26 protein-coding genes and 1 riboswitch are annotated in these 25,472 nt (G+C 72.2%); of the genes, 15 read left to right on the top strand and 11 right to left on the bottom strand.

Going from position 1 to position 25,472, the window contains the following annotated elements:
• Window positions 1–3: 3 nt before the first annotated feature.
• The gene (locus OHS58_RS30210; protein WP_328644776.1) at window positions 4–1,401 is read right to left on the bottom strand and encodes a class II fumarate hydratase; all 1,398 of its coding nucleotides are present in this window, start codon (window positions 1,399–1,401) and stop codon (window positions 4–6) included.
• Between the two features lie 575 nt (window positions 1,402–1,976).
• Here OHS58_RS30210 and OHS58_RS30205 point away from each other — a divergent pair.
• Window positions 1,977–2,966 (top strand): NAD(P)/FAD-dependent oxidoreductase, encoded by a 990-nt coding sequence (locus OHS58_RS30205; protein ID WP_326944333.1) that lies wholly within the window; start codon window positions 1,977–1,979, stop codon window positions 2,964–2,966.
• Window position 2,967: 1 nt separating this feature from the next.
• Here OHS58_RS30205 and OHS58_RS30200 read toward each other — a convergent pair whose 3' ends face one another.
• The 6 genes from OHS58_RS30200 to OHS58_RS30175 all read right to left on the bottom strand — a co-directional run bounded on the left by OHS58_RS30200 (window position 2,968) and on the right by OHS58_RS30175 (window position 7,472).
• On the bottom strand, window positions 2,968–3,720 hold the full coding sequence (locus OHS58_RS30200; RefSeq protein WP_328644775.1) for a S1 family peptidase: 753 nt from the start codon (window positions 3,718–3,720) through the stop codon (window positions 2,968–2,970).
• A 9-nt stretch (window positions 3,721–3,729) separates the two neighbouring features.
• Complete coding sequence (gene glpX, locus OHS58_RS30195; protein WP_247057616.1) at window positions 3,730–4,785, bottom strand: class II fructose-bisphosphatase; 1,056 nt, start codon at window positions 4,783–4,785, stop codon at window positions 3,730–3,732.
• An 86-nt stretch (window positions 4,786–4,871) separates the two neighbouring features.
• Entirely contained in the window at window positions 4,872–5,099 is a 228-nt protein-coding gene (locus OHS58_RS30190) for an exodeoxyribonuclease VII small subunit (protein ID WP_328644774.1), read from the bottom strand.
• Complete coding sequence (locus OHS58_RS30185) at window positions 5,096–5,464, bottom strand: hypothetical protein (protein ID WP_247063663.1); 369 nt, start codon at window positions 5,462–5,464, stop codon at window positions 5,096–5,098. Before OHS58_RS30185 ends, OHS58_RS30190 begins: the two co-directional genes overlap by 4 nt.
• Window positions 5,465–5,496: 32 nt before the next feature.
• On the bottom strand, window positions 5,497–6,747 hold the full coding sequence (gene xseA / locus OHS58_RS30180) for an exodeoxyribonuclease VII large subunit (RefSeq protein ID WP_326944331.1): 1,251 nt from the start codon (window positions 6,745–6,747) through the stop codon (window positions 5,497–5,499).
• A complete protein-coding gene (locus OHS58_RS30175; RefSeq protein ID WP_328644773.1) occupies window positions 6,744–7,472 on the bottom strand; it encodes a lipid droplet-associated protein in 729 nt (242 codons plus the stop codon). Before OHS58_RS30175 ends, xseA begins: the two co-directional genes overlap by 4 nt.
• Window positions 7,473–7,623: 151 nt before the next feature.
• On the opposite strand from OHS58_RS30175, the gene OHS58_RS30170 reads away from it, so the two are divergent.
• The gene (locus OHS58_RS30170; protein WP_247057609.1) at window positions 7,624–8,622 is read left to right on the top strand and encodes a 4-hydroxy-3-methylbut-2-enyl diphosphate reductase; all 999 of its coding nucleotides are present in this window, start codon (window positions 7,624–7,626) and stop codon (window positions 8,620–8,622) included.
• A 148-nt stretch (window positions 8,623–8,770) separates the two neighbouring features.
• Here the strand turns inward: OHS58_RS30170 and OHS58_RS30165 are convergent, their stop codons facing one another.
• Complete coding sequence (locus tag OHS58_RS30165; RefSeq protein WP_328644772.1) at window positions 8,771–9,706, bottom strand: DUF6542 domain-containing protein; 936 nt, start codon at window positions 9,704–9,706, stop codon at window positions 8,771–8,773.
• Between the two features lie 601 nt (window positions 9,707–10,307).
• Window positions 10,308–11,222, bottom strand: a complete 915-nt coding sequence (rmuC, locus tag OHS58_RS30160) for a DNA recombination protein RmuC (protein ID WP_247057605.1) — start codon at window positions 11,220–11,222, stop codon at window positions 10,308–10,310.
• Window positions 11,223–11,449: 227 nt separating this feature from the next.
• Here rmuC and OHS58_RS30155 point away from each other — a divergent pair, with 227 nt between their 5' ends.
• Genes OHS58_RS30155 through OHS58_RS30145 form a run of 3 tightly spaced genes read left to right on the top strand, consistent with a single transcriptional unit; the run spans window position 11,450 to window position 15,762 of the window.
• Window positions 11,450–12,601: an exonuclease SbcCD subunit D gene (locus OHS58_RS30155; protein WP_328644771.1), complete on the top strand. Its 1,152-nt coding sequence runs from the start codon at window positions 11,450–11,452 to the stop codon at window positions 12,599–12,601.
• The gene (locus OHS58_RS30150) at window positions 12,598–15,549 is read left to right on the top strand and encodes an SMC family ATPase (RefSeq protein ID WP_328644770.1); all 2,952 of its coding nucleotides are present in this window, start codon (window positions 12,598–12,600) and stop codon (window positions 15,547–15,549) included. The genes OHS58_RS30155 and OHS58_RS30150 overlap by 4 nt, the downstream gene beginning before the upstream one ends.
• A gap of 21 nt (window positions 15,550–15,570) precedes the next feature.
• Complete coding sequence (locus tag OHS58_RS30145) at window positions 15,571–15,762, top strand: DUF1737 domain-containing protein (protein WP_326957903.1); 192 nt, start codon at window positions 15,571–15,573, stop codon at window positions 15,760–15,762.
• On the opposite strand, the gene OHS58_RS30140 is transcribed toward OHS58_RS30145, so the two are convergent.
• Window positions 15,759–17,198 (bottom strand): DNA-3-methyladenine glycosylase 2 family protein, encoded by a 1,440-nt coding sequence (locus tag OHS58_RS30140; protein ID WP_442875477.1) that lies wholly within the window; start codon window positions 17,196–17,198, stop codon window positions 15,759–15,761. The two genes, OHS58_RS30145 and OHS58_RS30140, sit on opposite strands and share 4 nt — an antisense overlap.
• A gap of 114 nt (window positions 17,199–17,312) precedes the next feature.
• On the opposite strand from OHS58_RS30140, the gene ychF reads away from it, so the two are divergent.
• Genes ychF through OHS58_RS30105 form a run of 7 tightly spaced genes read left to right on the top strand, consistent with a single transcriptional unit; the run spans window position 17,313 to window position 20,853 of the window.
• Complete coding sequence (ychF, locus tag OHS58_RS30135; RefSeq protein ID WP_326944324.1) at window positions 17,313–18,395, top strand: redox-regulated ATPase YchF; 1,083 nt, start codon at window positions 17,313–17,315, stop codon at window positions 18,393–18,395.
• A gap of 36 nt (window positions 18,396–18,431) precedes the next feature.
• Window positions 18,432–18,707, top strand: coding sequence for a hypothetical protein (locus OHS58_RS30130; protein WP_326944323.1), 276 nt, complete (start codon window positions 18,432–18,434; stop codon window positions 18,705–18,707).
• 51 nt (window positions 18,708–18,758) lie between these two features.
• A complete protein-coding gene (locus OHS58_RS30125; RefSeq protein WP_326957907.1) occupies window positions 18,759–19,340 on the top strand; it encodes an ArsR family transcriptional regulator in 582 nt (193 codons plus the stop codon).
• Entirely contained in the window at window positions 19,340–19,807 is a 468-nt protein-coding gene (locus OHS58_RS30120) for a hypothetical protein (RefSeq protein WP_326957909.1), read from the top strand. Before OHS58_RS30125 ends, OHS58_RS30120 begins: the two co-directional genes overlap by 1 nt.
• Entirely contained in the window at window positions 19,804–20,187 is a 384-nt protein-coding gene (locus OHS58_RS30115) for a hypothetical protein (protein WP_328644769.1), read from the top strand. Before OHS58_RS30120 ends, OHS58_RS30115 begins: the two co-directional genes overlap by 4 nt.
• Window positions 20,184–20,477, top strand: coding sequence for a DUF1330 domain-containing protein (locus OHS58_RS30110; RefSeq protein ID WP_328644768.1), 294 nt, complete (start codon window positions 20,184–20,186; stop codon window positions 20,475–20,477). Before OHS58_RS30115 ends, OHS58_RS30110 begins: the two co-directional genes overlap by 4 nt.
• Window positions 20,478–20,487: 10 nt before the next feature.
• A complete protein-coding gene (locus OHS58_RS30105; RefSeq protein ID WP_328644767.1) occupies window positions 20,488–20,853 on the top strand; it encodes a winged helix-turn-helix transcriptional regulator in 366 nt (121 codons plus the stop codon).
• A gap of 409 nt (window positions 20,854–21,262) precedes the next feature.
• Here the strand turns inward: OHS58_RS30105 and OHS58_RS30100 are convergent, their stop codons facing one another.
• The gene (locus OHS58_RS30100; protein WP_326944317.1) at window positions 21,263–21,547 is read right to left on the bottom strand and encodes a 4a-hydroxytetrahydrobiopterin dehydratase; all 285 of its coding nucleotides are present in this window, start codon (window positions 21,545–21,547) and stop codon (window positions 21,263–21,265) included.
• 32 nt (window positions 21,548–21,579) lie between these two features.
• Window positions 21,580–21,689: riboswitch (TPP riboswitch) on the top strand.
• Window positions 21,690–21,710: 21 nt separating this feature from the next.
• Between OHS58_RS30100 and OHS58_RS30095 the strand changes: the two genes are divergently transcribed.
• The 3 genes from OHS58_RS30095 to OHS58_RS30085 all read left to right on the top strand — a co-directional run bounded on the left by OHS58_RS30095 (window position 21,711) and on the right by OHS58_RS30085 (window position 25,446).
• Entirely contained in the window at window positions 21,711–22,760 is a 1,050-nt protein-coding gene (locus tag OHS58_RS30095) for a thiamine ABC transporter substrate-binding protein (protein ID WP_326944316.1), read from the top strand.
• A 110-nt stretch (window positions 22,761–22,870) separates the two neighbouring features.
• The gene (locus tag OHS58_RS30090) at window positions 22,871–24,433 is read left to right on the top strand and encodes an ABC transporter permease (protein WP_328649880.1); all 1,563 of its coding nucleotides are present in this window, start codon (window positions 22,871–22,873) and stop codon (window positions 24,431–24,433) included.
• Window positions 24,433–25,446: an ABC transporter ATP-binding protein gene (locus OHS58_RS30085; RefSeq protein ID WP_328644766.1), complete on the top strand. Its 1,014-nt coding sequence runs from the start codon at window positions 24,433–24,435 to the stop codon at window positions 25,444–25,446. The genes OHS58_RS30090 and OHS58_RS30085 overlap by 1 nt, the downstream gene beginning before the upstream one ends.
• Window positions 25,447–25,472 lie beyond the last annotated feature (26 nt).

Genomic DNA, 25,472 nt, shown 5'->3' with positions numbered 1-25,472 from the left:
CGCTCACTTGCCGCCGCGGGCCATGCGGAGCACGTCGAGAGCCTCGTCGAGCTGCGCTTCGGTGAGCTTGCCGTCCTTGACGTAGCCGCGTTCGATGACGACCTCGCGGATCGTCTTCAGCTCCTTCAAGGCCTGCTTCGCGACCGCGGCGGCCTCTTCGTAACCGATGTACTTGTTCAACGGCGTCACGATCGACGGCGAGCCCTCGGCGTACTGCCGGGTGCGTTCGACGTTCGCCGTGACGCCGTCGAACACCTTGTCCGCCAGCAGCCGCGAGACGGCGGCGAGCAGCCGGGCCGACTCGAGGACGTTGCGGGCGATCACCGGCAGGTTGACGTTGAGCTGGAAGTTGCCCGCGGCGCCGGCGAAGGCGACGGCCGCGTCGTTGCCGATCACCTGCGCGACGACCTGCAGCGTCGCCTCCGGGATCACCGGGTTCACCTTGCCCGGCATGATCGATGAGCCCGGCTGCAGGTCCGGCAGCGCCAGCTCGCCGAGGCCGGTGCGCGGGCCGGAACCCAGCCAGCGCAGGTCGTTCGCGATCTTGTTGAGCGACACGGCGAGCGTGCGCAGGTGCCCGGACGTCTCGACGACGCTGTCCTGCGTCGCCTGCGCCTCGAAGTGGTCGCGGGCCTCGGTCAGCGGCAGCCCGGTGACCGACGCCAGCTCGGCGGCGACGGCGCTTCCGAAGCCGTCGGGGGCGTTCAGCCCGGATCCGACGGCGGTGCCGCCGATCGGCAGCTCACCGAGGCGGGGCAGGCCGGACTTCAGCCGTTCGATGCCGTAGCGGACCTGCGACGCCCACGCGCCGGCCTCCTGGCCCAGCGTGATCGGCACCGCGTCCATCAGGTGCGTGCGGCCGGACTTCACGACGTCCGTCCACTCCGCGGCGCGCGTCTCGATGGCGCCGGCGAGGTGGTCGAGCGCCGGGATGACGTCCTTCAGCACGGCTTCGGTCGCGGCGACGTGGATCGTCGTCGGGAAGGTGTCGTTGGACGACTGCGACGCGTTGACGTGGTCGTTCGGGTGCACGTCCCGGCCGAGGGTCCGGGTGGCGAGCGTCGCGATGACCTCGTTGGCGTTCATGTTCGACGACGTCCCCGAGCCGGTCTGGAAGACGTCGATCGGGAAGTGCGCGTCGTGGGCGCCGTCGGCGACCTCGTCGGCGGCCTTGGCGATGGCGTCGGCGACGTCGGCGTCGAGCACGCCGAGCTTGAGGTTGACGCGCGCGGCGGCCGCTTTGAGCAGGCCGAGCGCGCGGATCTGGGCGCGCTCCAGGCCCCGGCCGGAGATGGGGAAGTTCTCGACGGCCCGCTGCGTCTGCGCACGGTAGAGCGCGTCGACCGGCACGCGGACCTCGCCCATCGTGTCGTGTTCGATCCGGTATTCCTGGTCAGCCATGACACCGATTCTGGACCTGTTGGCGGGGCACCGCGTGGTGGCGTTGCGCACCCTGCGCCGGGGTGGTCCGCCTGCTGAGCGGCCGGAGGTCGCGCGCCGCGATGCCGCGGGTGTGCCCGGCCCCGGTAAGCAGTCCCCACCGCCCCGGCAAGCGGCCCCCACCCTCCCGAGGGGGGCGTCCCCACGTCCAGTTTATCGGCGGGCGGTGACCAAACCGGCGTTCGTGACCCTGGGAGGCCGAGTTGTCCACATCCGAGGTGGCCTGTGGATGTCCCGCCCCGCGCGAACGGTCCGTTCGTGCCGAATCGGCTGTGAACCGCCCACTGGCGTCAGCGTGAACGGTGCCGAGTGGGGTCTGCAGGCGCTTTCCGGCCGTTCGCGAGCGGTCGGTTCGCGCCGAGTGGGGCGCGAACGGGCCGTTCGCGCCGAGCGCGTGGGTGCGAGCGGGCCGTTCGTGCCGCGGGGCGAGACCACCCGCGGCCACCGCGTGGTGGCGTCGGCCACCTCCGGGCCTCCGCGAGGCTAGGATCGGGTGTGTTCTCGATCACCGCCATCCACCACTGGCTGGAGCGAGCATGACTGAAGCTTCTGGGGACTCCTACGACCTCGTGATCATCGGCGCGGGCCCGACCGGCCTCTTCGCGGCCTACTACGCCGGGTTTCGCGGGCTGTCGATGGCCATCGTCGATTCGCTGCCCGAGCCCGGCGGCCAGGTGACCGCGATGTACCCCGAGAAGATGATCTACGACGTCGGCGGGTTCGCCGCGGTCAAGGGGCGCGACCTCGTCGACGGCCTCGTGCAACAGGCCGCGCCGTGGAAGCCGACCTACCTGCTGGGGCGCAAGGCCGAAAAGCTGGAGACGCTCGGAAACGGCGTCGAGCTCACCCTCGACGGCGGGGAGACCCTGCGCGCCGGCGCCGTGCTGATCACCGCGGGCATCGGCGAGTTCACCCCGCGGCCGCTGCCCGCCGGCGACGGCTGGCTCGGGCGCGGCATGGTCCACTTCGTCCCGGCGCTGCAGGCGCACGCCGGGCAGCACGTCGTGGTCGTCGGCGGTGGCGACTCGGCGTTCGACTGGGTGCTCGCGCTGCACCCCGTCGCGGCCAGCGTGACGCTCGTGCACCGCCGCGCGAAGTTCCGCGCCGCCGAGTCGATCGTCCGGCAGGCGCGGGAGCTCGGCACCCGGATCATCACCGACGCCGAGGTCACGGCGTTCGTCGAGGACGCGAGCGGTGCGCTCGAAGCCGTCGACGTCTCGGTGAAGGCGACCGGCGAGGAGCGGCTGCCGGCCAACTCCGTCGTCGCCGCGCTCGGGTTCACCGCCGACCTCGGGCCGATCGAGAGCTGGGGCCTGGAGATCGACCACCGCGCCATCGCCGTCGACTCGACGATGGCGACCCCGCGCGAACGCGTTTACGCGGCGGGCGACGTCGCCGCCTACCCGGGCAAGGTCAAGCTGATCGCGACCGGTTTCGGCGAGGCCGCGACGGCCGTCAATAACATCGCCGTCGCGCTCGACCCGGACGCGCACCTGTTCCCGGGTCACTCCAGCAACGCGGAGTAGGTCAGGCCTTCGTCTTCTCCGCGATCCACGGCGCGTACGCGACCACGGACGTGTAGATCGACGGCGCCGTCGCGCACACCGGGTTGTCGTTGCCCGGGCGGCTCGTGACGCCGGCCAGCAGCCAGTGTTCGCCGTCGCGCACGACCTCCGGGCCGCCGGAGTCGCCGAAGCACGCGCCGGCCTTGCCGCCCGGGTTGTCCGTGCACAGCTCGGCCGTGCCATCGAACACCGACGTGCACTTCGCGCCCTCGACGATGTGCGTGTCGAGCTGCTGCAGCGCCGTCGGGATCTGACCGCAGTTGACCTTCGGGCAGGTCTGGCCCCAGCCGAGGATGCGGGTCGCCGTCCCCGGTGACGCCGTCGTCGCGACCGCGATCGGCGCCGCCTTGACCGGCGTCGCGAGCCGCAGCAGTGCGATGTCGCCCGCCGGGTTCTGCGTGTCGAAGGCCGGGTTGACGATGACCTCGGCGGTCTGCGCGACCTCGCCGCCCTGCCCGGAGTCGTTCGACCCCACCCGCGGCGTGACCGCGGCCGGGGCCTTGTCGAAGACGCAGTGCGCGGCCGTGACCACCCATGTCGGCGCGATCAGCGCGCCGGCGCAGAAGAGCTTCCCGGACGTCGAGTGCAGCGACACCGCGAACGGGTACGGCTGGTCGGCGACGCCGCCGCCGACGATGCCGGGTTCGGCCGCGGCGGTGCCCGGGACCAGGACGAACGCGAGGACCGTCAGCAGTGCCAGCAGTCGCCTGGTCACGAATCTCCTTTACGGCAGCGGGGGCACCACGTCGTCGTCGCCGGCGCTCAGGTTGCCGTCGAAGTCGATCGAGGAGTACGCCCGGAGCTTGTCGAGCCGGTGGTAGCCGTCGATCATTCTGACGGTCCCGGACTTGGACCGCATCACGATGGACTGCGTCGTCGCGCCGCCCTCGCGGTAGTTGACGCCGCGCAGCAGGTCGCCGTCGGTGACGCCGGTGGCGCAGAAGAAGACGTTGTCGCCGCGCACGAGGTCGTCGTTGAGCAGGACGCGGTCGAGGTCGTGGCCGGCGGCGATGGCCTTCTCGCGCTCGGCGTCGTCCTTCGGCCACAGCCGGCCCTGCAGCTCGCCACCGAGGCACTTCATCGCGCAGGCCGCGATGATGCCCTCGGGGGTGCCGCCGATGCCGATCAGCATGTCGACGCCGGTGGTCGGGCGGGCCGCGGCGATCGCGCCCGCGACGTCGCCGTCGGAGATGAAGCGGATCCGCGCGCCGGCGTCGCGGATCTCCTTGATGATCTGCTCGTGGCGCGGGCGGTCCAGGACGCAGACGGTGACGTCGCCGACGCTGCTCTTCTTCGCCTTGGCGACGCGCCGGATGTTCTCCGCGATCGGCGCGCCGAGCTCCACCTTGCCCGCGGCCTCCGGCCCGACGGCCAGCTTCTCCATGTAGAACACCGCGGACGGGTCGAACATCGCGCCGCGCTCGGCGACCGCGAGCACCGCGAGGGCGTTGGGCATGCCCTTGGCCATCAGCGTGGTGCCGTCGACCGGGTCGACGGCGACGTCGCAGTCCGGGCCGTCGCCGTTGCCGACCTCTTCGCCGTTGAACAGCATGGGCGCTTCGTCCTTCTCGCCCTCGCCGATCACCACGACGCCGCGCATCGACACGGTCGACACCAGCTGGCGCATCGCGTCGACGGCCGCGCCGTCCCCGCCGATCTTGTCGCCGCGGCCGACCCAGCGTCCTGCGGCCATGGCGGCGGCCTCGGTCACCCGGACCAGCTCCATCGCGAGGTTGCGGTCGGGCGCTTCACGACGTTGTGGGGCGCTGGGGCTGGTCATGCGGGCCTCCCGGAATGCGGAGTTCGGCGGACGCCCAGTCTCTCAGATACCGCGGGTCGGTCCAGCCAAGCGCGGCATGGCAAACGTCACTGGCCGTTGCCGGACTCGTCCTCGACGGACGCCAGGGCGGCTTCGATGCGCTCGCGCGCGCCCTCCAGGTGCCGCTCGCAGACCTTCGCGAGCTTCTCGCCCTTCTCCCACAACGCGAGCGACTGCTCAAGCGACAGCCCGCCGGCTTCGAGCTCGCGGACGACCTCGACGAGGCGGTCGCGGGCCTGCTCGTAGCCGAGTTCCTCAGTGGCTGGTTCGCTCACGCTGGACGTTCTCCGACCTTCCGGGATGGGTTGTTGGCGCACACTACCGCGCTCGCCATCGCGTGGTCGTACCCGACGAACGCCAGGGCGAACTCCTGCCCGTCACCCTCCGCGATCGCTTCTTCGAGGTTCTCCTGCGCCCCGGCCACCCGCAGTCGGTGCCCGGCGCCGTCGGCGAACCACCAGCGCGAGCCGACCTGCATCGACGTCGCCTCGGACAGCCGCCGCAGCTGCGGGCCCAGGTCGCGGCGGGCGGCGGTGCCGCAGCCCGCGAGCAGCGCCGTCCAGCACTCGGCGGCCGCCCGGTCGGTGCGTATCGCCTGGTCCAGCAGGGGACGCGCGCCCAGGCGCCGGGCCGCGTCCATGGTCAATGGGAGGAACGTCGCCGCCCGTGGGTTCACTCCCGTGCTCCTTCCGCCACCGCCGTGATCGCGCCGTCGCCCACGCGCACGCGCAGCTGGGCACCGGCCTCGACTTCGGAGACGGAGCGGAGCACCTGGAGGTTGCCTTCGGCGTCGAGGAACTGCACGACGGCGTAACCGCGTTCGAGCGTCGCGGCCGGGCCGAGTGCGGTGAGCCGGGCCCGCGCGCTGGCGATTTCGGCCTGGTCCTTGGCGAGCAGCGTCAGCATCGCGCGGCGCGCGCGTTCGCGGTGCACGTCGACGTCGTCCTGGCGTCGCTGGACCGGGCCGAGCGGGTCGGCCAGCGACGGGCGGCTGCGCAGCTGCGTCAGCAGCCGGGTCTGGGTGTCGACCCAGCCGTGCAGCGCGCGGCGGCCGCGGTCGCGCATCTGCCGGACGCGCTCGGACTCCTCGCGGACGTCCGGCACGATCCGCTTGCTCGCGTCGGTCGGCGTCGAGCAGCGCAGGTCGGCGACGTAGTCGAGCAACGGGGTGTCGGGCTCGTGCCCGATCGCGCTGACGACCGGTGTGCCGGTGGCCGACACCGCGCGGCAGAGCGCCTCGTCGGAGAACGGCAGCAGGTCTTCGACGCTGCCGCCGCCGCGGGCGATGACGATGACGTCGATGTCCGGGTCGGCGTCGTGGATCCGCAGCGCGCGCATGATCTGCGGCACGGCCTGCGAGCCCTGCACCGCGGTGTTGACGACCTTGAACCGGACGTGCGGCCAGCGTTTTTGCGCATTGGCCAGTACATCCCGCTCGGCCGCCGACGCGCGCCCGGTGATCAGCCCGACGCCCTTCGGCAGGAACGGGATCGGCCGCTTGCGCTGCGCGGAGAAGAGGCCTTCGGCGGTCAGCAGCTTCTTCAGGCGTTCGATCCGGGCGAGCAGCTCGCCGATGCCGACCGCGCGGATCTCGTCGGCGCGCAGGCTGATCGTGCCGCGGCCGAAGAAGAACGACGGCTTCGCGTGCACGAGGACGCTGGCGCCCTCGCGCAACGGCGGCTCCATCTCGCGGATCAGCCAGTTCGGGCAGGTCACCGACATCGAGACGTCCGCGGACGGGTCGCGCAGCGTCAGGAACGCGGTCTGCGTGTTCGGCCGGGAGTTGACCTGGGTGACCTGGCCTTCGACCCAGACGGCGCCGAGCCGGTGGACCCAGTCGCCGATCTTGCGCGCGACCGTGCGGACCGGCCACGGGTTTTCGGCGGTGCTCGACGGGGCGGCCTGTGCGGGTTCGGTGCTCACGGGCCTTCCGTGCCGTCGCCGGTCTCTTCGGCCTTGCGCGCGTTGGCGATCCGGCGGCTGAGCATCCCGGTGAACGACGAGCGATCGGCGTGGGCGCGCTCGTACTCGAGGATCGTCTCGAGCTGCGGGATCGAGAACTGGCGCAGCCGGGCCCGCAGCTGCGGCAGCGTGAGCTGGTCGTAGCCGGTCAGCCCGGCGGGACCTTCATACCCGCCGGCGCTGGTCTTCGGGATTTCGCTCTTGGCCTTCTTGTCGATCTTGGGCGTGCCGGGCTTCGGCTTGGCGGCTTTCTCCGGCGCGCTTTCGGGCGCGTCGAACTCGCCGTCGGCGTGGTCCTCGGCGAGCGCGCGCTCTTCCTCGGCCCACGGATCGCCCAGTTCCGCTTCGAGTTCGGAAAGTGACGGAACGTGACCGTTGACCTCCGAACGGGGTTCGGGCACGTCGGCGACCGGCGTGAGGTTGGGCCGGACGGGCGGAACCTCGACGTCTTCGTCGAAGGTCGCCCAGCTGGGGGTGTCCTCGACGGGCCGCAGGTTCGACAGGGCGTTGTCGCCCTTGATCGCCAGCTCGGTGACGTGCTGCTGCACCCGCATGGAGGCCTGCAGCACCTGGCTGACGACGGTCACCGGGAGCCCGGCGAGCTGCCGGGGAAGCTCACGAACCCGCTCGGCGGTGCTGACGGCGAGGCCCGCGGCGACCCGGAGGGGGAGCGGGAATGGCTTCATGCGTCCAGCCTGCCGTATTTACGCCATCCTGCCCAACCCGAAGGTGATGTTCGGGCGCGTTGCGTGACCCCGCGCACAGCACGACCGGGGGACGAAGCTCACCCGAAAGGGACTGCGGGTTCGTCGGCGGACTGCCCGTACCCTGGGTGCCATGAGTTCAGCGAGTCCCGGAATCGAGCCCGCGGGTACCCCGACGATCACCGGAACCGCCTCCGGCAAGAAGCGCGTGCTGCTCGCGAAGCCGCGTGGCTACTGCGCCGGCGTGGACCGCGCGGTGATCGCCGTCGAGAAGGCCCTGGAGGTCTACGGCGCCCCGGTGTACGTGCGCAAGGAGATCGTCCACAACCGCCACGTGGTCGAGACGCTGCGCGAGCGCGGCGCGATCTTCGTCGACGAGACGTCCGAGGTGCCCGAGGGCGCGCTCGTGGTGTTCTCCGCCCACGGCGTCTCGCCGATGGTGCACGCCGAAGCCGCCGACCGGAACCTGCGCACGATCGACGCGACCTGCCCCCTGGTGACGAAGGTGCACAAGGAGGTCAACAGGTTCGCCAAGGACGACTACGACATCCTCCTGATCGGCCACGAAGGCCACGAAGAGGTCGAGGGTACGGCCGGCGAGGCGCCGGACAAGGTGCAGCTGGTCGACAAGGCCGAGGACGTCGACAAGGTCGAGGTGCGCGACCCGTCGAAGGTGATCTGGCTGTCCCAGACGACCCTCTCGGTCGACGAGACGATGGAGCGCGTCGACCAGCTCCGCGAGCGGTTCCCCGGTCTGGCGGACCCGCCGAGCGACGACATCTGTTACGCCACCACGAACCGCCAGGTGGCGGTCAAGGCGATGGCGGCCGAGTGCGACCTGGTCCTGGTGGTCGGCTCGACGAACTCGTCCAACTCGAAGCGCCTGGTCGAGGTGGCCCTGAAGGCGGGCTCCCGCACGTCGTACCTGATCGACTACGCGCGTGAGATCGACGAAGCCTGGCTGGAGGGCGTCACCACGGTGGGCGTCACGAGCGGCGCGTCGGTCCCGGACGTGCTGGTGATGGAGGTCCTCGACTGGCTGTCGGAGCGCGGCTACGGCGACGTCGACGAAGTGACCACGGCGAACGAGAAGATCACCTTCGCGCCGCCGAAGGAGCTTCGCAAGGTCTGAGTTTCGCTGCACGTTTTCGGCGGCGGGCCGGGGTTTCGGCTCGCCGCCGAGTGCTTTCCGGGGTGAGTCCTGCTGCTCTCACAGGATTTACCGCCGAAACACCGAAGGCGGTCACCTCCCGAGGGAAGTGGCCGCCTTCAAGCGTTCGTCAGCGTTCTTCGTCGTCCCAGGGACGGTTCCGCCGCGGCGGGGCTCCTCGCCCACCCGACGATGGACGGCGGGGCGGCGGAGTGTCCCGGCCGTCTTCGGCCGGAGGCCGCGGGCGGCGGCGAGGTGCGTCGCCCCGGGGCTCGCGGCGACGGGGATCCGCCTCCTCCGGGCGGGGACGGCGGTTCGCCGGCGGGGGCTTGCGAGTGCCGCGGGTGCCCGGGTCGCGCTCGGCGGGCGCGCCCGCCGCACGAGGGGTGCGACGCTCGCCTTCCGCGGGCGGACGCGGCCGGCGCGGCGGTTCGCCTTCACGGCCACGACGGGCACCCTGCGGCACCGGCGTCTGACCGGTGCGGCTCGAGCCGGGCGGCCGCGGCCGCCCACCCGCCGACGTCGCCGCGGCGCGAGCCGCGGGCTTCTCGTCGTCTTCGTCCGCGCGTCGGCGGTCGGCCTTGCCGCTCTTGGCCTTCACCGGGGCGTCCGGGTCCTTCTCGCGGAAGATCCGGACGAACCCGATCAGCAGCGTGACGCCGGTGGTGATCGCCATCATCGGGAAGGCGTTGATCAGCGGGGTGCCGATGTTCAGCGCCTTCGAAAGCATGTCGTCGCCCTGCGACCCGGAAGTCAGCAGGATCACGCTGGGCACGGTTACGGCCAGCACCAGCGGCGGCATCACCATCGGCCCGAAGATGCCCCGGCGCCGCACCGCGCCGACCGCGATCACCGCGCCCAGGACGTAACAGACCGTGAAGATGGCGGGGATGCTGCCCTGGCTCGGCTTGCCGACGAGGGCGCCGACGATCGCCAGGCCGAGGCCGACCAGGACCGCCGCCCACCAGGGGAGTCCACGCCTCGAACCGACGACTGGACGCTCGTCCCACGGCACGGGGACGTCGTCGGCATCTGGATCGCTCTGGCGATCGCGAATCGCGGTCACGAGACAACACCGTATCTCGTGGTTGTGAAGATCTTGCTAGCACCGCCGCAGAGTTGGTTGTACCGCCACCCGGCGGCGTGAGCCGAATGGCTGCGGGCAACCACCGCGGGTGGTCGCGATCGGCATCTTCCAGAGTGCTCGACCGGTGCCGGCCGTCACGCGCCGTTGAGCGCGTCGTCGCTGGTAGGACGGTTTCCGGTCACCTCGCGGCCACCTTCCGGACAGCGGTCCGCCGGGTGGGCCGGATGGCCGTGTCCCGGTGGCGTTCGCCGAGGTGGCAAATCGCCTCATCGGGCACCACGACTCCACCGCTCGGGTACACTCGTCCGAGGCCGCGTGCACCGCACCGGGTCAGGCCCCCGACGCCGTCCAGGTCCGCGCGCGCGGGTCGAACCTCGCAGCGAACCCGTCGAACAGCCCGGTTTCCCGGCGTCTCCCGTCGAGTCGCTCGGCACCGCGCCGGTGGTTCGCCACCACTCTCGCAGCGTTCGCCACGCCCTGCCGATCAGGCGATCGCGGCCCTCTCGGACGCGTCTCGCCGGGCCGAGCAGGCCGTCCCGCCGTGACCGTGAGTCAGCTGACCGCCCGTGGTCCAGTCCTCTCAGCTCGCCGCCAGTTCGTCTCCCTTCCGCACCTGGGGCACCGCGGCCGGGCTGCCCGACGCGTCCGTCAGGGGAGCCACCGTCACCCGGAACGTCTCCAGTGCCTCCAGCTCCCGCCGCCTCGCCGAGATGAACCGCTGCAGGTGCGTGCTGGACAGGTTGAGCGCCTCCACCGCGCCGCCCGCGGCCCGGTGTGCCGCGGCCGCGCCGGCCCGCACCTGCTCGACGTCGGCCTCCAGCGTGCGGTCGCTCGCCGCGAACAGGGCCGCCGACGCGAGCACGCCGAAACCGGTCGGGCCGCACAGGAACACCCGCCGGTCGATCAGCCAGCGCAGCAGTTCCGGGTCGGTGTCCAGCGCCGCGATCACGGCGGCGTCGGACGGGACGAACATGATCGTGCCGTAGATCGCGTCCGCCCAGCGTTGGTAGCCCTTGCCGGCCAGCTCGGCCGCCCGGGACCGGATCTGCCGGACGTGCGCGCGCAACGCGTCCAGCCGTTCCTCCGGGTTGTCGGTCTCGATCGCTTCGGCCCAGGTCGCCATGCTCGCCTTGGCGTCGACCGGCACCGTGCGCCCGCCGCCGACGCTCAGCACCATGTCCGGTTTCGCCGCGCCGCCGCCCGCGAGGTCGGTCTGCAGGGTGAAGTGCAGGTCCTCGCGGAGCCCGAGCGCCCGCGCCGTTTCGACCAGTACCTGCTCGCCCAGCTCACCGCGCCCGCTGATCGAGGCGAACGCGACCTCGTACCGGCGCAGCGCGAGCTGCTGCTGATCCGCCTTCGCCCGCTCGGCCGCGACCAGCCGGGCCGCGGCGTCCGCCCGCCGCATGCCGTCGTTGTACAGCCGCCACAGCACGGCGACCGCGACCAGCAGCAGGACCGCGAGCACGACCGCCGCCGTGGTCAGCACTGTCGCCACCTGAATCTCCTCCCTCGGGGCCGCCTGGATCGGACCGCGCAGACATCATGGCGGACCCCACCGACAAAAAACGCACCCGACCCGTCGCTCTGGGTAGCTGACCTGCGAACACTTCACATTCGCGCAGGGCGTGTCCGATCAAGCCCCTGTCGTGCTCGTACACACGTTCGAGTGGGATGGCGGCGAGCCTCCGCGATTTCGTCGGAGCCGGGTCGTACCTTGGCCCCGTGAGATTCCTGCACACGTCCGACTGGCACGTCGGCCGCACCTTCCACGGTGCGGACCTGCTGGCGGAACAGGAAGCGGTGCTCGGGCACCTCGCCGACCTCGTGGCCGGCGAGGCGATCGACGCCGTCCTGGTGGCGGGGGACATCTACGACCGCGCGGTGCCGTCGGCCGAGGCCGTGCGGGTGGCCACCGCGGCGGTCGCCCGGATCCGCGCGGCCGGCGCGCAGCTGATCGTCACGCCCGGCAACCACGACTCCGCGCCCCGGCTGGGCGCGTTCGCCGAGTTCGCCGCGGCGGGCGGGCTGCACCTGCGCACCACCGTCGGCGGCCTGGCCGAACCGGTGCTGCTGCGGGACGACCACGGCCCGGTCGCGTGCTACGGAATCCCTTACCTGGAACCGGAACCGTCGCGGCACGCGCTGGGCGTGCCGGACGCGCGCGGGCACACGGGCGTGCTCACCGAGGCCATGCGCCGGATCCGCGAAGACCTCGCCGGCCGCCCCGGCGTGCGGTCGGTCGTGCTCGCGCACGCGTTCGTCACCGGCGGCGAGCCGACCGATTCGGAGCGGACCATCGCGGTCGGCGGCGTCGAGCAGGTGCCGGGCTCGGTCTTCGACGGCGTCGACTACGTCGCGCTCGGCCACCTCCACGGCCCGCAGACCCTCGCCGAGCACCTGCGCTACTCCGGCAGCCCGCTGGCGTACTCGTTTTCCGAGGCCCGGCAACGGAAGTCGGTCTGGCTGGTCGACTTCGACGCCGGCGGGCTGGCCGAAGTCCGCCGGCACGAGCTGCCGGTGCCGCGGCCGCTGGCCACCCTGCGCGGCGAACTCGAAGACCTGCTCGTGGCTCCGGAACACGACGCCGTCCTCGAGCACTTCCTGTCGGTCACGGTCACCGATCGCGTGCGCCCGGTGGACGCGATGCGGCGGCTGCGCACGCGATTCCGGCACGCCGTCCACCTGGAATGGGAGCCCGAAGGCGGGTACGCCGGTGCCCCGCTGCGGTACTCCGACGCCGTCCGCGGCCGCTCGGACATCGAGATCTCGCGCAGCTTCCTCGACGACTGCCGCGGCGCCCCGCCGAGCGAGCGCGAAGAGCAGCTTCTGTTCCACGCGCTGGAAGCGGCCGACCGGGGGGCGCTCGCGAAATGAGGCTGCACAGGCTGGAGGTCGAGGCCTTCGGGCCGTACCTCGGGCGCCAGGTGGTCGACTTCGAGGTCCTCGGCGCGGACGGGCTCTTCCTCCTCCACGGCGAAACCGGCGCGGGCAAGACCACGCTGCTCGACGCCATCGCGTTCGCGTTGTTCGGCGTGGTTCCGGGTGCCCGCAACGAGGCCAAGCGGCTGCGCTGCGACCTGGCTGTGCCGGATCAGGTCACCGAGGTCGCGCTGGAGCTCACCGTGCAGGGGCACCGGCTGAAGATCGTGCGCAACCCCGAGTACCAGCGGCCGAAGCGGCGCGGCGAGGGCACGACGACGCAGCAGGCGAAGGTGTCGCTGAGCTGGATCGGCACCGCGCCGGGCGGGATGGCGCCGGAGGGCCTGATCCGGATCGAGGAGGTCGCGCGCACGGTCGAGCGGCTGCTCGGCATGACCGCGGCCCAGTTCTTCCAGGTGGTGCTGCTGCCGCAGGGCGAGTTCGCCCGCTTCCTGCGGTCGGACACCTCCGAGCGCGAGAAGCTGCTGGAGCGGCTGTTCGGTACCGAGCGCTTCGCCGACGTCGAACGCTGGTTCGCGGACCTGCGGGCCGAGCGCGGCCGGGAGCTGGAGACGCGGCAGCAGTCCGTGCGCGAACTGCTGGCGCGGTACGCGCAGGAGGCGCAGCAGGACCCGCCCGAATCGGAGCCCGCGGAGTGGGTGGACGCGGTGCTGGCGGCGGCCACCGAACGCGTCGGGCAGGTCACGGCCGAGGAGGAGCGGGCGCGAGCCGCGGCGCAGCGGGCAGACGTGCACCTGCAGGAAGAGCGCGCCGACGCGGAGAAGATCCGCCGGGTCAGCACCGCGCACCTGCGGCTGCTCGAGGTCACCGAGCAGGCACCGCAGCGCGCCGAGTGGGCCCAGGAGGTCGCGGCGGCGCGGCGGGCAGCCGGCGTGGCCGTCGAAGCGGACCTGCTGGACCGGCGGGCCGCGGAGCTGACCGACGCCGAGCAGGCGGAGAAGGCCTGCGGCGCGGAGCTGCGGGAGTTCGGCACCCGCGCGACCGGCGACCTGAAGGCGCGGGCGGCGACAGCGCGCGAAGAGGCGGGCGCGGTCGCGGAACTGGTCGCCGAGGCCGAGCAGCAGCAGCTCGACACCATGCGGCGCGACGACCTGAAACTGTCGTCCGTCACAGCCGCGAAGCAGGCGGAAGAACTGACCGCCGAGCTGGCCGCGATCCCCGGCCAGCTGGCGAAATTGCGGGCCGACGCCCAGGCCGCCGCCGAAGCCGGCGCCAAGCTCGACGGGGCGCGTGCCCGCGTCGACGAGCTGAGGGCCGTCGCGCGTGACACCGCCGAACTGCCCGAGGCGCAGGCGAAGGTCGGGCGCGGCGAGGCGAAACTGCGCGAAGTCGTGGACACGCACCAAGCGGCCCGGCAACGGCGGCTCGACCTGCGCGAGCGGCGGCTCGACGGCATGGCGGCCGAACTCGCCGCCGCGCTGCCCGACGGCGCGCCCTGCCCGGTCTGCGGCTCCGCGGAGCACCCGGCGCCGGCCAACCGGGACGCGATCCTCGTCGACCCGGCCGAAGAACGGGCCGCCGAGGAAGCCGAGCAGGCGGCGGACGTGCTGCGGCAGCGGGTCGTCACCGCGCTGGAAGAGGCGAAGGCGCGGCTGGCGGGGCTGGTCGAGCGGCTGGCCGGGCGGACCGCCGAGACCGTCACGGCCGAGCTGTCCGAAGCTCGCGCCACCGTCGCCACGCTGACCCAGCAGGCGGCAGCGAAGGCGAAGCTCGGTCAGCAGGTCGTGCTGCTGGAGCGGGACCTGGAGCTGCGCACGGAACGGCGTCGCCGGGCCGAGCAGGCGGTGGCCGAGGCCACGGCCGACGTCCGGGCCCTGGAAGAACGGCTGGCCGAGCGCGAACGCCGCTTGGTCGCCGGGCGCGGCGAGTTCGCGGACGTCGGAGTCCGGCGGACGCACCTGATCGGGCTGGCCGAGGCGCTCGAAGCCGTCGCGGAGGCGCGGACGGCGGTCACCGGCGCCCGGGAACGGGTCGCGCAGCAACGCACGCTGGTCGACGCGGCGGTCGCGGCCAAGGGCTTCACGTCGCTGAAGAAGGCGCGCTCGGCGATGCTGCCGGACGAGCAGATCGAAAAGCTGGAACAGGGCATCGCCGAGGCGGAAGCGACCGCGGCGGGCGCGCGGGCGCTGCTGGCCGAGCCCGACCTGTTCGGCATCTCGCCGGACGACGTCGCGGACGTCGGCCGCGCGGCCGACGCGGCCCAGCTGGCGCGGGCGCGCGCCGACTCGGCGTACGCGGCGCTGCGCGTCGCGGCCGCCCAGCACGAAGAGCTGACCCGGCTGGCGGGGCTGCTGCGCAAGACGCTCGCCGGGCTGGCGCCGGCCGAAGCGGAGTTCGCGGAGCTGCGCGCGCTGGCGGACGTCGTCAACGGGCGCGGGCAGAACAGCCGGAAGATGTCGCTGCGCTCGTACGTGCTGGCGGCGCGGCTGGAGGAGGTGGCGGTCGCCGCCACGCACCGGCTGCGCACGATGAGCCAGGGGCGCTACGCGTTCGTGCACTCGGACGCGGCCGGCGCGCGCGGCACCCGCGGCGGCCTCGGCATCGACGTGCTGGACGACTACTCGGGCACCATCCGCCCGGCGAAGACGCTGTCCGGCGGCGAGTCGTTCCTGGCGTCACTGGCGCTGGCGCTGGGGCTGGCGGACGTCGTCGCGGGCGAGACCGGCGGCGCGCTGCTGGACACGCTGTTCGTCGACGAGGGGTTCGGCACGCTCGACGCCGAGACTCTGGACGTGGTGATGAACATCCTGGACGAGCTCCGCGCCGGCGGCCGGGTGGTCGGGCTGGTGTCGCACGTCGAGGAGTTGCGACAGCGCATCCCGACGCGGCTACGGGTCCGCAAGGCCCGCACGGGCTCGACAGTGGAGGTGCGCGCGGGCTGAGCACTCGGCCAAGATGAAGCCATGACGGACCAGCCGCCCGAGGGCCTGCCCCGCTACCGCCTGCTCACCGGCCCGGACGACGCGAAGTTCTGCCACCGGGTGAGCGAGGCTCTGGAACTGGGCTACCACCTACACGGCTCACCGGCAGCCACCTTCGACGGCGACCAGGTGATCGTGGCTCAGGCTCTGCTGTGGCGGGGCGAGCAGGGCTAGCAGCTGTTCGCGACAGGTTCCGGCCCCGCCGGATCGGCGCGCCGCAGGTACATCCCGGCGTAGGAGCACCACGGCGTCCACTGCCGGGACCGGTCCGCGAGGTCCGTGATGCCGAGCGCCGTCGCCCCGCGCTGCAACGCGGCGTCGTCGGTCAGCAGGACGTCCGGCGCGCCGAGGACGCGCATCAGCACGTAGTCCGCCGTCCACGCGTCGATCCCCGGGCACGCGAGCAGCTCCGCCCGCAGGTCTGCCGCGTCGCGGCCGACGTGCACCTCCAACCGGCCCTCGGCCAGCGCCGCCGCGACACCCCGTACCGACGGCGGTCCCGCCGTCGCGACCCGGGCCGCCGTCGGGAACAGCCTCGTCACTCCCGCTTCGCCGGACACCTCCTCGCCGAGGGCGGCCGGTAGATCCCGGCCGAGCAGAGCGCGCAGCAGCAGCTCCTCGCCGTCGACCGCGCCCGGGACGCGGATTCCCGGCACCGCCTCGACGATCGACGCCAGCGCGGGGTCGGCGCCGAGGACGCGCGTGACCGCCGCCGGGTCGGCGTCGAGGTCCAGCAGCCTGCGGACGCGGCTGACCGCGCTGCTGAGATCGCGCAGGTCGGCGAGGTGCAGCTCGCAGCGCACGTGGTCCGGCTCCGGCGTCAGCCGCACGACGCCGGTGCCGTGCGCGAGGCGCAGCGTGCGGGTGTACGTGCCGTCGGTGACGTCTTCGACGCCTGGCACCGCCTGGTCCGCGAAGAAGCGAAGCAGCCCGAAGGCGTCGAAAGGCGGTCTGAACGGCAGTCGCAGGCTGAGCCGCGTCCCACCTACGTCTCCCTGACGTCTACGCCGCGAAGCAGCGAAGGCGCGAAGCTGCGAAGGCGTTGTCGCGAACACTTCGCGGATCGTCTCGTTGAACTGCCGCACGCTGGAGAAGCCCGCCGCGAACGCGACGTCGGTCAGCGGCAGCTCGGACATCTCGATGAGCAGCCGCGCCGAATGCGCGCGGTGCGCCCGGGCGAGCGCGAGCGGGCCGGCGCCCAGCTCGGCGGTGAGCACGCGGCCCAGCTGACGCTCGGAGTAGCCGAGCCGCCGTGCGAGGCCCGGGACGCCTTCGCGTTCGACCGTCCCGTCGGAGATCAGGCGCATCGCCCGCGCCGCCAGGTCGGCGCGCAGGTTCCAGTCCGGCGACCCGGGCACGGCGTCGGGGAAGCAGCGGCGGCAGGCGCGGAAGCCGTTGGCCTGCGCGGCCGCCGACGTCGGGTAGAAGCGGACGTTCTGCTCCTTCGGCGTCGACGCCGGGCACGACGGGCGGCAGTAGATGCCGGTGGTGCGGACCGCCATGATGAACTGGCCGTCGAAGCGTGGGTCGCGGGCGGTGACCACGCGGTAGCAGCGCTCGGCGTCGCGCCAGAGCGCCGGGGCCTCGGCGACCGCCGTGTTCGGAACCATGAATCCCACCCTGCCAGCAGGTCAGCGCCGCGGCTGGCGGGAATCCGACACGGCGTCCGGCCTGGTCGTGAGCCCTGGCGGCCGCCGCGGACCGGCCACGTAGACTTCGGGGTCGTGAGCCTCACCCTCGGTATCGTCGGTCTGCCCAACGTCGGCAAGTCCACCCTGTTCAACGCGCTGACCCGCAACGACGTGCTCGCCGCGAACTACCCGTTCGCGACGATCGAGCCGAACGTCGGCGTGGTCCCGCTGCCGGACCCGCGGCTGGACAAGCTCGCCGAGCTGTTCAAGTCGGAGAAGACCGTGCCGGCGGTGGTGTCCTTTGTGGACATCGCGGGCATCGTGAAGGGGGCCTCCGAGGGCGCCGGGCTGGGCAACAAGTTCCTCGCGAACATCCGCGAGGCCAACGCGATCTGCCAGGTCATCCGCGTGTTCGACGACCCGGACGTGATCCACGTCGACGGCAAGATCGACCCGCTGAGCGACATCGAGACGATCAACACCGAGCTGATCCTGGCCGACCTGCAGACGCTCGAGAAGGCCGTCTGGCGTCTGGAGAAGGAAGCGCGGACCAAGAAGGAAGCGAAGCCCGCGCTCGAGGCCGCGCAGAAGGCGAAGGAGATCCTCGACAGCGGCCGCACGCTCTTCTCCGCGCAGAAGGACGTCGACCTCGAACTGCTTCGCGAGCACAGCCTCCTGACGACGAAGCCGTTCCTGTACGTCTTCAACGCCGACGAAGGCGTCCTCACCGACGAAGCCCGCCGCGAGGAGCTGACGAAGCTGGTCGCGCCGGCCGACGCGGTGTTCCTCGACGCGAAGGTCGAGCAGGAGCTGCTGGAGCTGGACGACGAGGAGTCCGTGCGCGAGCTGCTCGAGTCGGTCGGCCAGCCGGAGCCGGGCCTGTACTCGCTGGCCCGCGCCGGGTTCCACACGCTCGGCCTGCAGACGTACCTGACCGCGGGCCCCAAGGAGTCGCGCGCCTGGACGATCCCGCAGGGCGCGACCGCCCCGCAGGCCGCGGGCGTCATCCACACGGACTTCGAGCGCGGCTTCATCAAGGCGGAGATCGTCTCGTACGCCGACCTGATGGACGCCGGCTCGATGGCGGCGGCGCGGGCCGCGGGCAAGGTCCGCATGGAGGGCAAGGACTACACCATGGCGGACGGCGACGTGGTGGAGTTCCGCTTCAACGTCTAGATCCGCCGCGGCCCTAGGTCGTAGGTTGGCCGGGTGATGAGCGACCTGGCTGCCGTCCTCGAGGAGCACCTCGCCGCGCCGTTTCCGTCGGCGGTCAGGCGAGGTGAGGTCTACGGGTCCGTGTGCGCCGTGATGATCGACGCCGACATCTGCGGGTGGGCGAGCCGGGCGGGATCACTGCCACCGGGCGCGCGGGTGTCCTTCGCGCGTGCCGCGGACGGGCTGAGGTCGTCGCTGCCGGAGTTCCCCGCTGCGGGCCGGCCGTACTACGAGTGCCTGCTGGTCATCGCCGACCTCGCGTTGGCCGAGTAGCGGCTTGTTGCTGGTTGTTACTTTCATTGGGCGCAGGATATACTGCGTCCAATGAAAGCTTCGCCGAGCTTGCTGCCCCTGCTGCGTTCGCGCATGCAGGGTGAGCTGCTCGCGCTCGTGCTCCTGCACCCGGATCGCGAGTACAGCATCACCGAGCTCGCCGAGGCCTGCGGTGTCACGCCCACCGCCGTCTTGCGTGAAGTCGAGCGGCTGACCGGTGGCGGGATCCTGGAAGACCGGCGGGTGGGCCGCAGCCGGCTCGTCAAGGCGCGCACCGACACCCCGCTCTACCCGCCCCTGAGCGAGCTCATCGCCGTCACCTTCGGGCCGATGCCGCTGCTCGCCGAGGCCCTGTCCGGGCTGGCCGGCGTGCGCGAGGCCTACATCTACGGCTCCTGGGCCGCGCGCTACAACGGTGAACCCGGTCTTCCGCCCGGTGACGTCGATGTCCTCGTGGTCGGGTCGCCCGATCCGGACGCGCTCTTCGACTCGGCGGAACAGGTGTCACGGCGGCTGGGGCGCGAGGTCAACGTCCACCGGGTCTCGCCCGAGTCGTGGGCGGCGAGCACCACCGATCCGTTCCTCACCAGCGTGCGTGAGCGTCCGCTGGTGAAACTCAGCCAGGAGACCTGATGCCGCAGTGGAACCAAGGCCGCGAACGGATCGACGCGTTCCTCGCGCGCGGCGCCATCGAGCACGTTCCGGCGTCGCGGGAGGCGGCCGAGGCCGAGCTCGTCAGGGCCCGCACGCACCTCGCGTCGGCGCGGCAGCTGCAGGACACGGACCCGGAAGGCGCCTACACGCTGGCCTACGACAGCGCACGGCGTGCGCTGGCCGCCGTCCTGCAGAACCAGGGCCTGCGGGTGACGAGCCGGGGTGGGCACGTCACCGTCTACGAGGCGGTCCTCGCGCAGCTGGATCCGCCGCTGGGGCCGGTTTTGCGGCCCTTCAACCGGATGCGGGTCCGGCGCAACGAAGTCGCCTACCGGTCTTCGGAGGCGCCCTCGGTGACCGCGGAGGACGTGACGGCCGACGTGGCGAAGGTCGAAGCCCTCATCGAGGTCGCCGAGAAGGCGATCCCGAACATGCCACGCTATTGACCGCCGAACGCCGGCCGCTCACTCCGCGCGAGAGAGCGGTCCTGGACCTGCTGCTGGCTACGGACTTTCCCGGTGCCGCGGCACTTCGTGCCCAAGCGCGCACGGCCGAGGTGACCGGCCGCTGCCCGTGCGGCTGTCCCACGATCGACCTCGCCGTCGACGAAACCGTGACGGTGGCCGACGTCGAGAGCCGGGTGGCCGTGGACGTCGACGTGGCGGACGGCGGGCTCATCCTGTTCGTCGACGAAGGCCGCTTGTCCGGCCTCGAATACTGGAGCGTGGCCGACGAGACCCCCGTCGAGTTCCCGCCGCCGGCGGAAATCCGGGTAGTGACAGCACCAGGTGACGGCTCCGGAGTTCTGCCACCCTCGGAACCGTGAGCGTCTACGTCATCTCCGAGGTCGAGATCCTCGATGAAACCGCAGCCCAGCGCTACCGTGAACTCGCCCAAGCGTCGATCACGGGGTACCAGGGGCGCTACATCGTCCGCGGCGCGGCGCCGGATGCCCTCGAAGGCGACTTCGACGAGCGCAAGCGCGTCGTCCTCGTCGAGTTCCCGGACCGTGAGACGGCCGAACGCTGGTACGCCTCCGCCGAGTACGCCGAAGCACTCGAGCTGAGCAAGACCGCGCTGCGGCGACGGTTGCTGCTCGTCGACGGCGTGGCCTAACGTCGGCTGGGTGGAGCCGCTGACCGCTGATCTCTTCGCGCCGCAATGCCCGTCGGCCGACACGCCGTTCCGGATCGGGGACAAGTGGGGCGGCATGGTCGTCTTCTGCCTCAAAGACGGGCCGCGCCGCTTCTCCGAGCTGCGCGTGCCGCTCCGGAACGTCAGCCCGAAGGTGCTCACCGAGACGCTGCGGTCCCTGGAGCGCGACGGGATGATCACCCGCAAGACCTACGACGAGAACCCGCCGCGCGTCGAGTACGCGCTGACGGACTTGGGCCGGACCCTGTTCGAGCCCATGGACCGCTGCCGCGAATGGGCGGAGAAGTACCTGCCGAGCCTGCGAGAAGCCCGGCAGGCCTACGACCGGGCGGACTAGCCGAGGAGGCCCATCAGCGCGATCGTGATCAGCACGACGGCGGTCGCGAGGGCGTTGATCCAGGCGCGCTGGGTGGCGGTCAGGGCGGCGGTGGCGGGGGTGCTGTTCATGGCGTTTTCCCTACGAGCGGGCCGATGCTTCCGCGGGTTCAGCGCGTTGACCATGCCGAGTGTTAGCAGCTGTGACGAAGCTCACCCGATCATGCCGCTGACCAGCGGAAACGGCACTCAGCCGTCCGAGTGACGGTGGCTGCGGACGGTGAACCAGAGCACCCCGCCGGCCGCGGCCACCATCGTCGCGAATGCCACTGTGCCCACTACGATCGCCTGCGTCATATCTGCCTCTCGGTGCGAAGTCCTTTACCGAGAGACGCCGAACGCGGGCTTTCGTGCACTCAGAGTAGCCGGGATCACAGTCCGTCGAGGGTCTCGTTGATCTGCTTGGCCAGCGCGAAGTCCTTCTTCGTCAGCCCACCCGCCGAATGCGTGCTGAGGTGGAAGGTCAGCGTGCGCCAGCGGATGTCGATGTCCGGGTGGTGGTCGGCGGCCTCGGCGAGCACCGCGACGCGGTCCACCACCTCGATCGCCTTCGGGAAGCTCGGCAGCTCCACCTCGCGCCGGATGACCTTGCCCGTGCGGACCCAGCCGTGGAGCAGGGCCCGGTCGGCCTCGTCGTCGCTCAAGATTTCCGTCATGGCTCCATCGTCCAACGTCCTGGACTAAGGTGCACGGTTGCCACGGGAGTCCGGTGAGCCGGGCTGAGAGGCGGGGTGACCCGCGACCGTTAGCACCTGATCCCGGATCATGCCGGCGAAGGGAGGGCTTTCCCTCCTCGTCCGGCGAAGTGCAGGAGGGTAGATGAAACGCAGTGCTGTTCGCGCCGCGACGGCCATCGCCGTCGTCAGCGTCGTCACAGCGGCGTGTTCGCTGTCGGACGGGTCCGGTGACGCGAAGCAGACGCCCACCGTCACCCTGGTGACGCACGACTCCTTCCTGGCGCCGCAGGAGGTGCTCGACGCCTTCCAGCAGCAGTCGGGCATCAAGATCTCCGTGCTCAAGCAGGGCGACGCCGGTTCGCTGACCAACAAGCTCGTGCTCACCAAGGCGAACCCGGTCGGCGATGTCGCGTACGGCGTCGACTCGACCTTCGCCTCGCGCGCGCTCGCCGAGGGCGTCTTCGAGCCGTACACCAGCCCGGAGGCCGACCGCGGGCCGCAGCGCTACGCCGTCGACCCGGAGCACCGGCTCTCGGCGGTCGACGTCGGCGACGTCTGCGTCAACGTCGACACGAACTACTTCACGGCCAAGGGGATCCCGGCGCCGGAGTCGTACGACGACCTGGCCGACCCGAAGTACAAGGACCTGCTGGTCGCCGAGGACCCGGCGACGGCGTCGCCCGGGCTCGCGTTCCTGCTCGGCACCGTCGCGAAGTACGGCGAGGCCGGCTGGAAGGACTACTGGACCAAGCTGAAGGCCAACGGCCTCAAGGTGGTCAGCGGCTGGGAAGAGGCCTACACGAAGGAGTTCTCGGGCTCCTCCGGCAAGGGGCCGCGGCCGATCGTCGTCTCGTACGCGTCGTCGCCGGCCGCCGAGGTGGGCGACGACGGGAAGCCGCGGACGAAGGCGCTGCTCGACACCTGCTACCGGCAGGTCGAGTACGCCGGGGTGCTGGCCGGCGGCAAGCAGGAGGAGAACGCGCGCAAGGTCGTCGACTTCCTGCTTTCGCAGCAGTTCCAGGCGACCGTGGCGGCCAACATGTACGTCTACCCGGCGCGCCAGGGCGTCGACCTGCCGGCGGGCTGGGCGCAGGTCGCGCCGCTGCCGCAGAAGCCGCAGGCGCTGACCGCGGACCAGGTGCAGGCCGGGCGTGAGAAGTGGATCGGCGAATGGCGCGCGCTCGTGCAGTGACGTCCGGGCCTCCGCCCCGGGCCGGGGGCTCCGCCACCCGGAGCCCCCGGAAAGCAGTGGTCGTAGCGCCACCGCGGACCGCACGCGGCATCGGCCTGGCGCTGCTCGGGCTGGCCCCGATCGGTTTCCTGGTGGTGTTCTTCGCCTGGCCGGTGCTGGCGATCGTCGGCCGCGGGTTCGCCGCGGGCGGGCTCGACGTCGTGCTGGGCGACCCGCAGACGTGGCGGCTGGCGGGCTTCACGGTGGCCACCGCGGCGGGCTCGACGGTCGTCGCGGTGCTGGCCGGGATGCCGGTGGCGTTCCTGCTTTCCCGGGTGCGGCTGCCCGGCGTCGGCTTGGCGCGGACGCTGGTGCTCGTGCCGTTCGTGCTGCCGACCGTGGTGGTCGGGCTGGCGTTCCGGGCGCTGTGGCCGGACGGCGGGGTGCTGCCGATCGTGCTGGCCAACGCGTTCTTCAACGTCGCCGTCGTCGCGCGGACCGTCGCCGGACTCTGGGCGCGGCTGGACTCGCGGACGTCCGACGCCGCGCGGGCGCTCGGCGCGTCACCGTGGCGTGCGTTCCGGTCGGTGACGCTGCCGGCGCTGGCGCCCGCGATCGCGTCCGCCGCGGCTGTCGTTTTCCTGTTCTGCGCCACCAGTTTCGGTGTCGTGCTGATCCTCGGCGGCGCGCGGTACCGGACCCTGGAAACCGAGATCTACCTCCGGACGGTCGACCTGCTCGACCTCTCCGGAGCGTCGGCGCTTTCGCTGATCCAGTTCGCGGCGGTCGTCGCGGCGCTGGTCGTCGGCGGGCTGGCGCGGCGGCGCAAGGAAGGCGCCAGGATCGGTTCCGGCGCCGCGCGACGCCCTCGCGGTGGTGAGTGGTGGGTCGTCGGCGCGGCGGGCGTCGTGCTGGCCCTGCTGCTGACGCCGATCGTCGCGCTGCTCGCCGAGTCGGTGTCCACTTCGGACGGTTGGAGCCTCGCGGGGTACCGCGCGCTCGCGGGCACCGGCGAGAAGGGCGCGCTGCAGGTGTCCGGCTGGGACGCCGCGCTGAACTCGCTGAAGGTGGCGATCGACGCGACGCTGCTGGCGCTGGTCGTCGGCGTGCTCGCGTCGGTGGTGCTGGTGGCGCTGCGCCGGTCGCCGGCGCGGGCCGCGCGCGGGCTCGGCGAGACGCTCGACGCCGCGCTGATGCTGCCGCTCGGGGTGTCCGCGGTGACCGTCGGGTTCGGGTACCTCGTGACGCTCGACGCGCTGCCCGGCGACCTGCGAACGTCGCCCTACCTGGTGCCGCTCGCGCAGGCGCTGGTGATCATCCCGCTGATCGTGCGGATGGTGCTGCCGGTGCTGCGCTCGGTCGACGTCCGGCTGCGACAGGCCGCGTCGACGCTCGGCGCGAGCCCGCTGGGGGTGTGGCGGGAGATCGACCTGCCGCTGACGCTGCGGCCGCTGGTCGCGGCGGCGGGGTTCGGGTTCGTCGTGGCGCTCGGCGAGTTCGGCGCGACGAGCTTCCTGGCGCGGCCGACGTCGCCGACGCTGCCGGTCGCGATCGCGTCGCTGATGGGGCGCCCGGGGGAGCTGAACAACCAAATGGCGTACGCCGCGTGCGCGTTGCTGATGCTCGTGACGGTGCTGGCGGTCGCGCTGATCGACCGGCTCGGGGCCGCGCGCGGCCGGGTGGGAGAGTTCTGATGGCGTTGTCGGTGCGGGACCTGACTGTCCATTATGGATCGTTCGTCGCGGTGCGCGACGCCCGGCTGGACATCGCCGACGGCGAGGTACTGGCGCTGCTCGGCCCGTCCGGCTCGGGCAAGTCGACGCTGCTGCGCGCGATCACCGGGCTGGAGCCGTCGGCCCGCGGCACGGTCAGCTGGGACGGCGAGGACCTCGGCGCGGTCCCGGTGCACCGCCGCGGCTTCGGCTTGGTGTTCCAGGACGGCCAGCTGTTCGGCCACCGCGACGTCGCCGCGAACATCGCGTTCGGCCTGCGGATGCACGGCGTCCCGCGGGCCGCGTGGGCGGGGCGCGTCGCCGAGCTGCTGGAGCTGGTCGGCCTGTCCGGCTTCGAGCGCCGTCGGGTGACGGAGCTGTCGGGCGGCCAGGCGCAGCGGGTCGCGCTGGCCCGCGCGCTGGCGCCGGAGCCGCGGCTGCTGTTGCTGGACGAGCCACTGTCCGGTTTGGACGCCGGGTTGCGCGAGCAGCTGGCCATCGATCTGGCGGACCTGTTGCGGCGCAGCAAGATCACGGCGTTGCTGGTGACGCACGACCAGGAGGAGGCGTTCACCCTGGCCGACCGGGTCGCGGTGCTCGACGCCGGCGAGGTGCGACAGGAGGGCGCGGTCCGTCGCGTGTGGCGCAACCCGCTGGACGACGACGTGGCCCGTTTCCTGGGAGTGACGTCGTTCGTCGAGGGGGTTGCGACGGGTGGCGTGGTCCGGACTCCGCTAGGCGACGTGCCGGCGCCGGACGCCGCCGACGGACCGGTGCGGCTGGGGTTGCGCCCCCACGCGCTGCGGGTGGCCGGCTCAGGTGTCGCGGGCGAGGTCGTGGCGGCGGTCCACCGCCGCGAGCACGTGCGGCTGGTGGTCCGGCTGGCGGAGTCCACTGTGGACGCGGTCGCCCCGGCGGCGACGGACTTCCGGGCGGGGGACGAGGTCCGGCTGGAGCTGGACCCGGACGGCGTGGCGCTGGTCGGCTTGTCGTGAGTGTTCAGGGCGGTTCTAACCGCCCT

Origin of the sequence: Amycolatopsis sp. NBC_00348 (assembly GCF_036114655.1) — a bacterium.
GTDB lineage: Bacteria > Actinomycetota > Actinomycetes > Mycobacteriales > Pseudonocardiaceae > Amycolatopsis.
Note: the sequence above shows the minus strand (reverse complement) of the source record. Positions and strands in the feature narration are given on the sequence as shown.

What these genes read in the sequence shown, in the direction of transcription:
- OHS58_RS30085 (WP_328644766.1), top strand. Translation starts at nt 24,433, where the DNA reads ATGGCGTTGTCGGTGCGGGACCTGACTGTCCATTATGGATCGTTCGTC.
- OHS58_RS30150 (WP_328644770.1), top strand. Translation starts at nt 12,598, where the DNA reads ATGAGGCTGCACAGGCTGGAGGTCGAGGCCTTCGGGCCGTACCTCGGG.
- OHS58_RS30170 (WP_247057609.1), top strand. Translation starts at nt 7,624, where the DNA reads ATGAGTTCAGCGAGTCCCGGAATCGAGCCCGCGGGTACCCCGACGATC.
- OHS58_RS30210 (WP_328644776.1), bottom strand. Translation starts at nt 1,401, where the DNA reads ATGGCTGACCAGGAATACCGGATCGAACACGACACGATGGGCGAGGTC.
- OHS58_RS30095 (WP_326944316.1), top strand. Translation starts at nt 21,711, where the DNA reads ATGAAACGCAGTGCTGTTCGCGCCGCGACGGCCATCGCCGTCGTCAGC.
- OHS58_RS30175 (WP_328644773.1), bottom strand. Translation starts at nt 7,472, where the DNA reads ATGAAGCCATTCCCGCTCCCCCTCCGGGTCGCCGCGGGCCTCGCCGTC.
- glpX (WP_247057616.1), bottom strand. Translation starts at nt 4,785, where the DNA reads ATGACCAGCCCCAGCGCCCCACAACGTCGTGAAGCGCCCGACCGCAAC.
- OHS58_RS30100 (WP_326944317.1), bottom strand. Translation starts at nt 21,547, where the DNA reads ATGACGGAAATCTTGAGCGACGACGAGGCCGACCGGGCCCTGCTCCAC.
- OHS58_RS30205 (WP_326944333.1), top strand. Translation starts at nt 1,977, where the DNA reads ATGACTGAAGCTTCTGGGGACTCCTACGACCTCGTGATCATCGGCGCG.
- OHS58_RS30130 (WP_326944323.1), top strand. Translation starts at nt 18,432, where the DNA reads ATGAGCGACCTGGCTGCCGTCCTCGAGGAGCACCTCGCCGCGCCGTTT.
- OHS58_RS30145 (WP_326957903.1), top strand. Translation starts at nt 15,571, where the DNA reads ATGACGGACCAGCCGCCCGAGGGCCTGCCCCGCTACCGCCTGCTCACC.
- OHS58_RS30140 (WP_442875477.1), bottom strand. Translation starts at nt 17,198, where the DNA reads ATGGTTCCGAACACGGCGGTCGCCGAGGCCCCGGCGCTCTGGCGCGAC.
- OHS58_RS30120 (WP_326957909.1), top strand. Translation starts at nt 19,340, where the DNA reads ATGCCGCAGTGGAACCAAGGCCGCGAACGGATCGACGCGTTCCTCGCG.
- OHS58_RS30125 (WP_326957907.1), top strand. Translation starts at nt 18,759, where the DNA reads ATGAAAGCTTCGCCGAGCTTGCTGCCCCTGCTGCGTTCGCGCATGCAG.
- OHS58_RS30185 (WP_247063663.1), bottom strand. Translation starts at nt 5,464, where the DNA reads ATGGACGCGGCCCGGCGCCTGGGCGCGCGTCCCCTGCTGGACCAGGCG.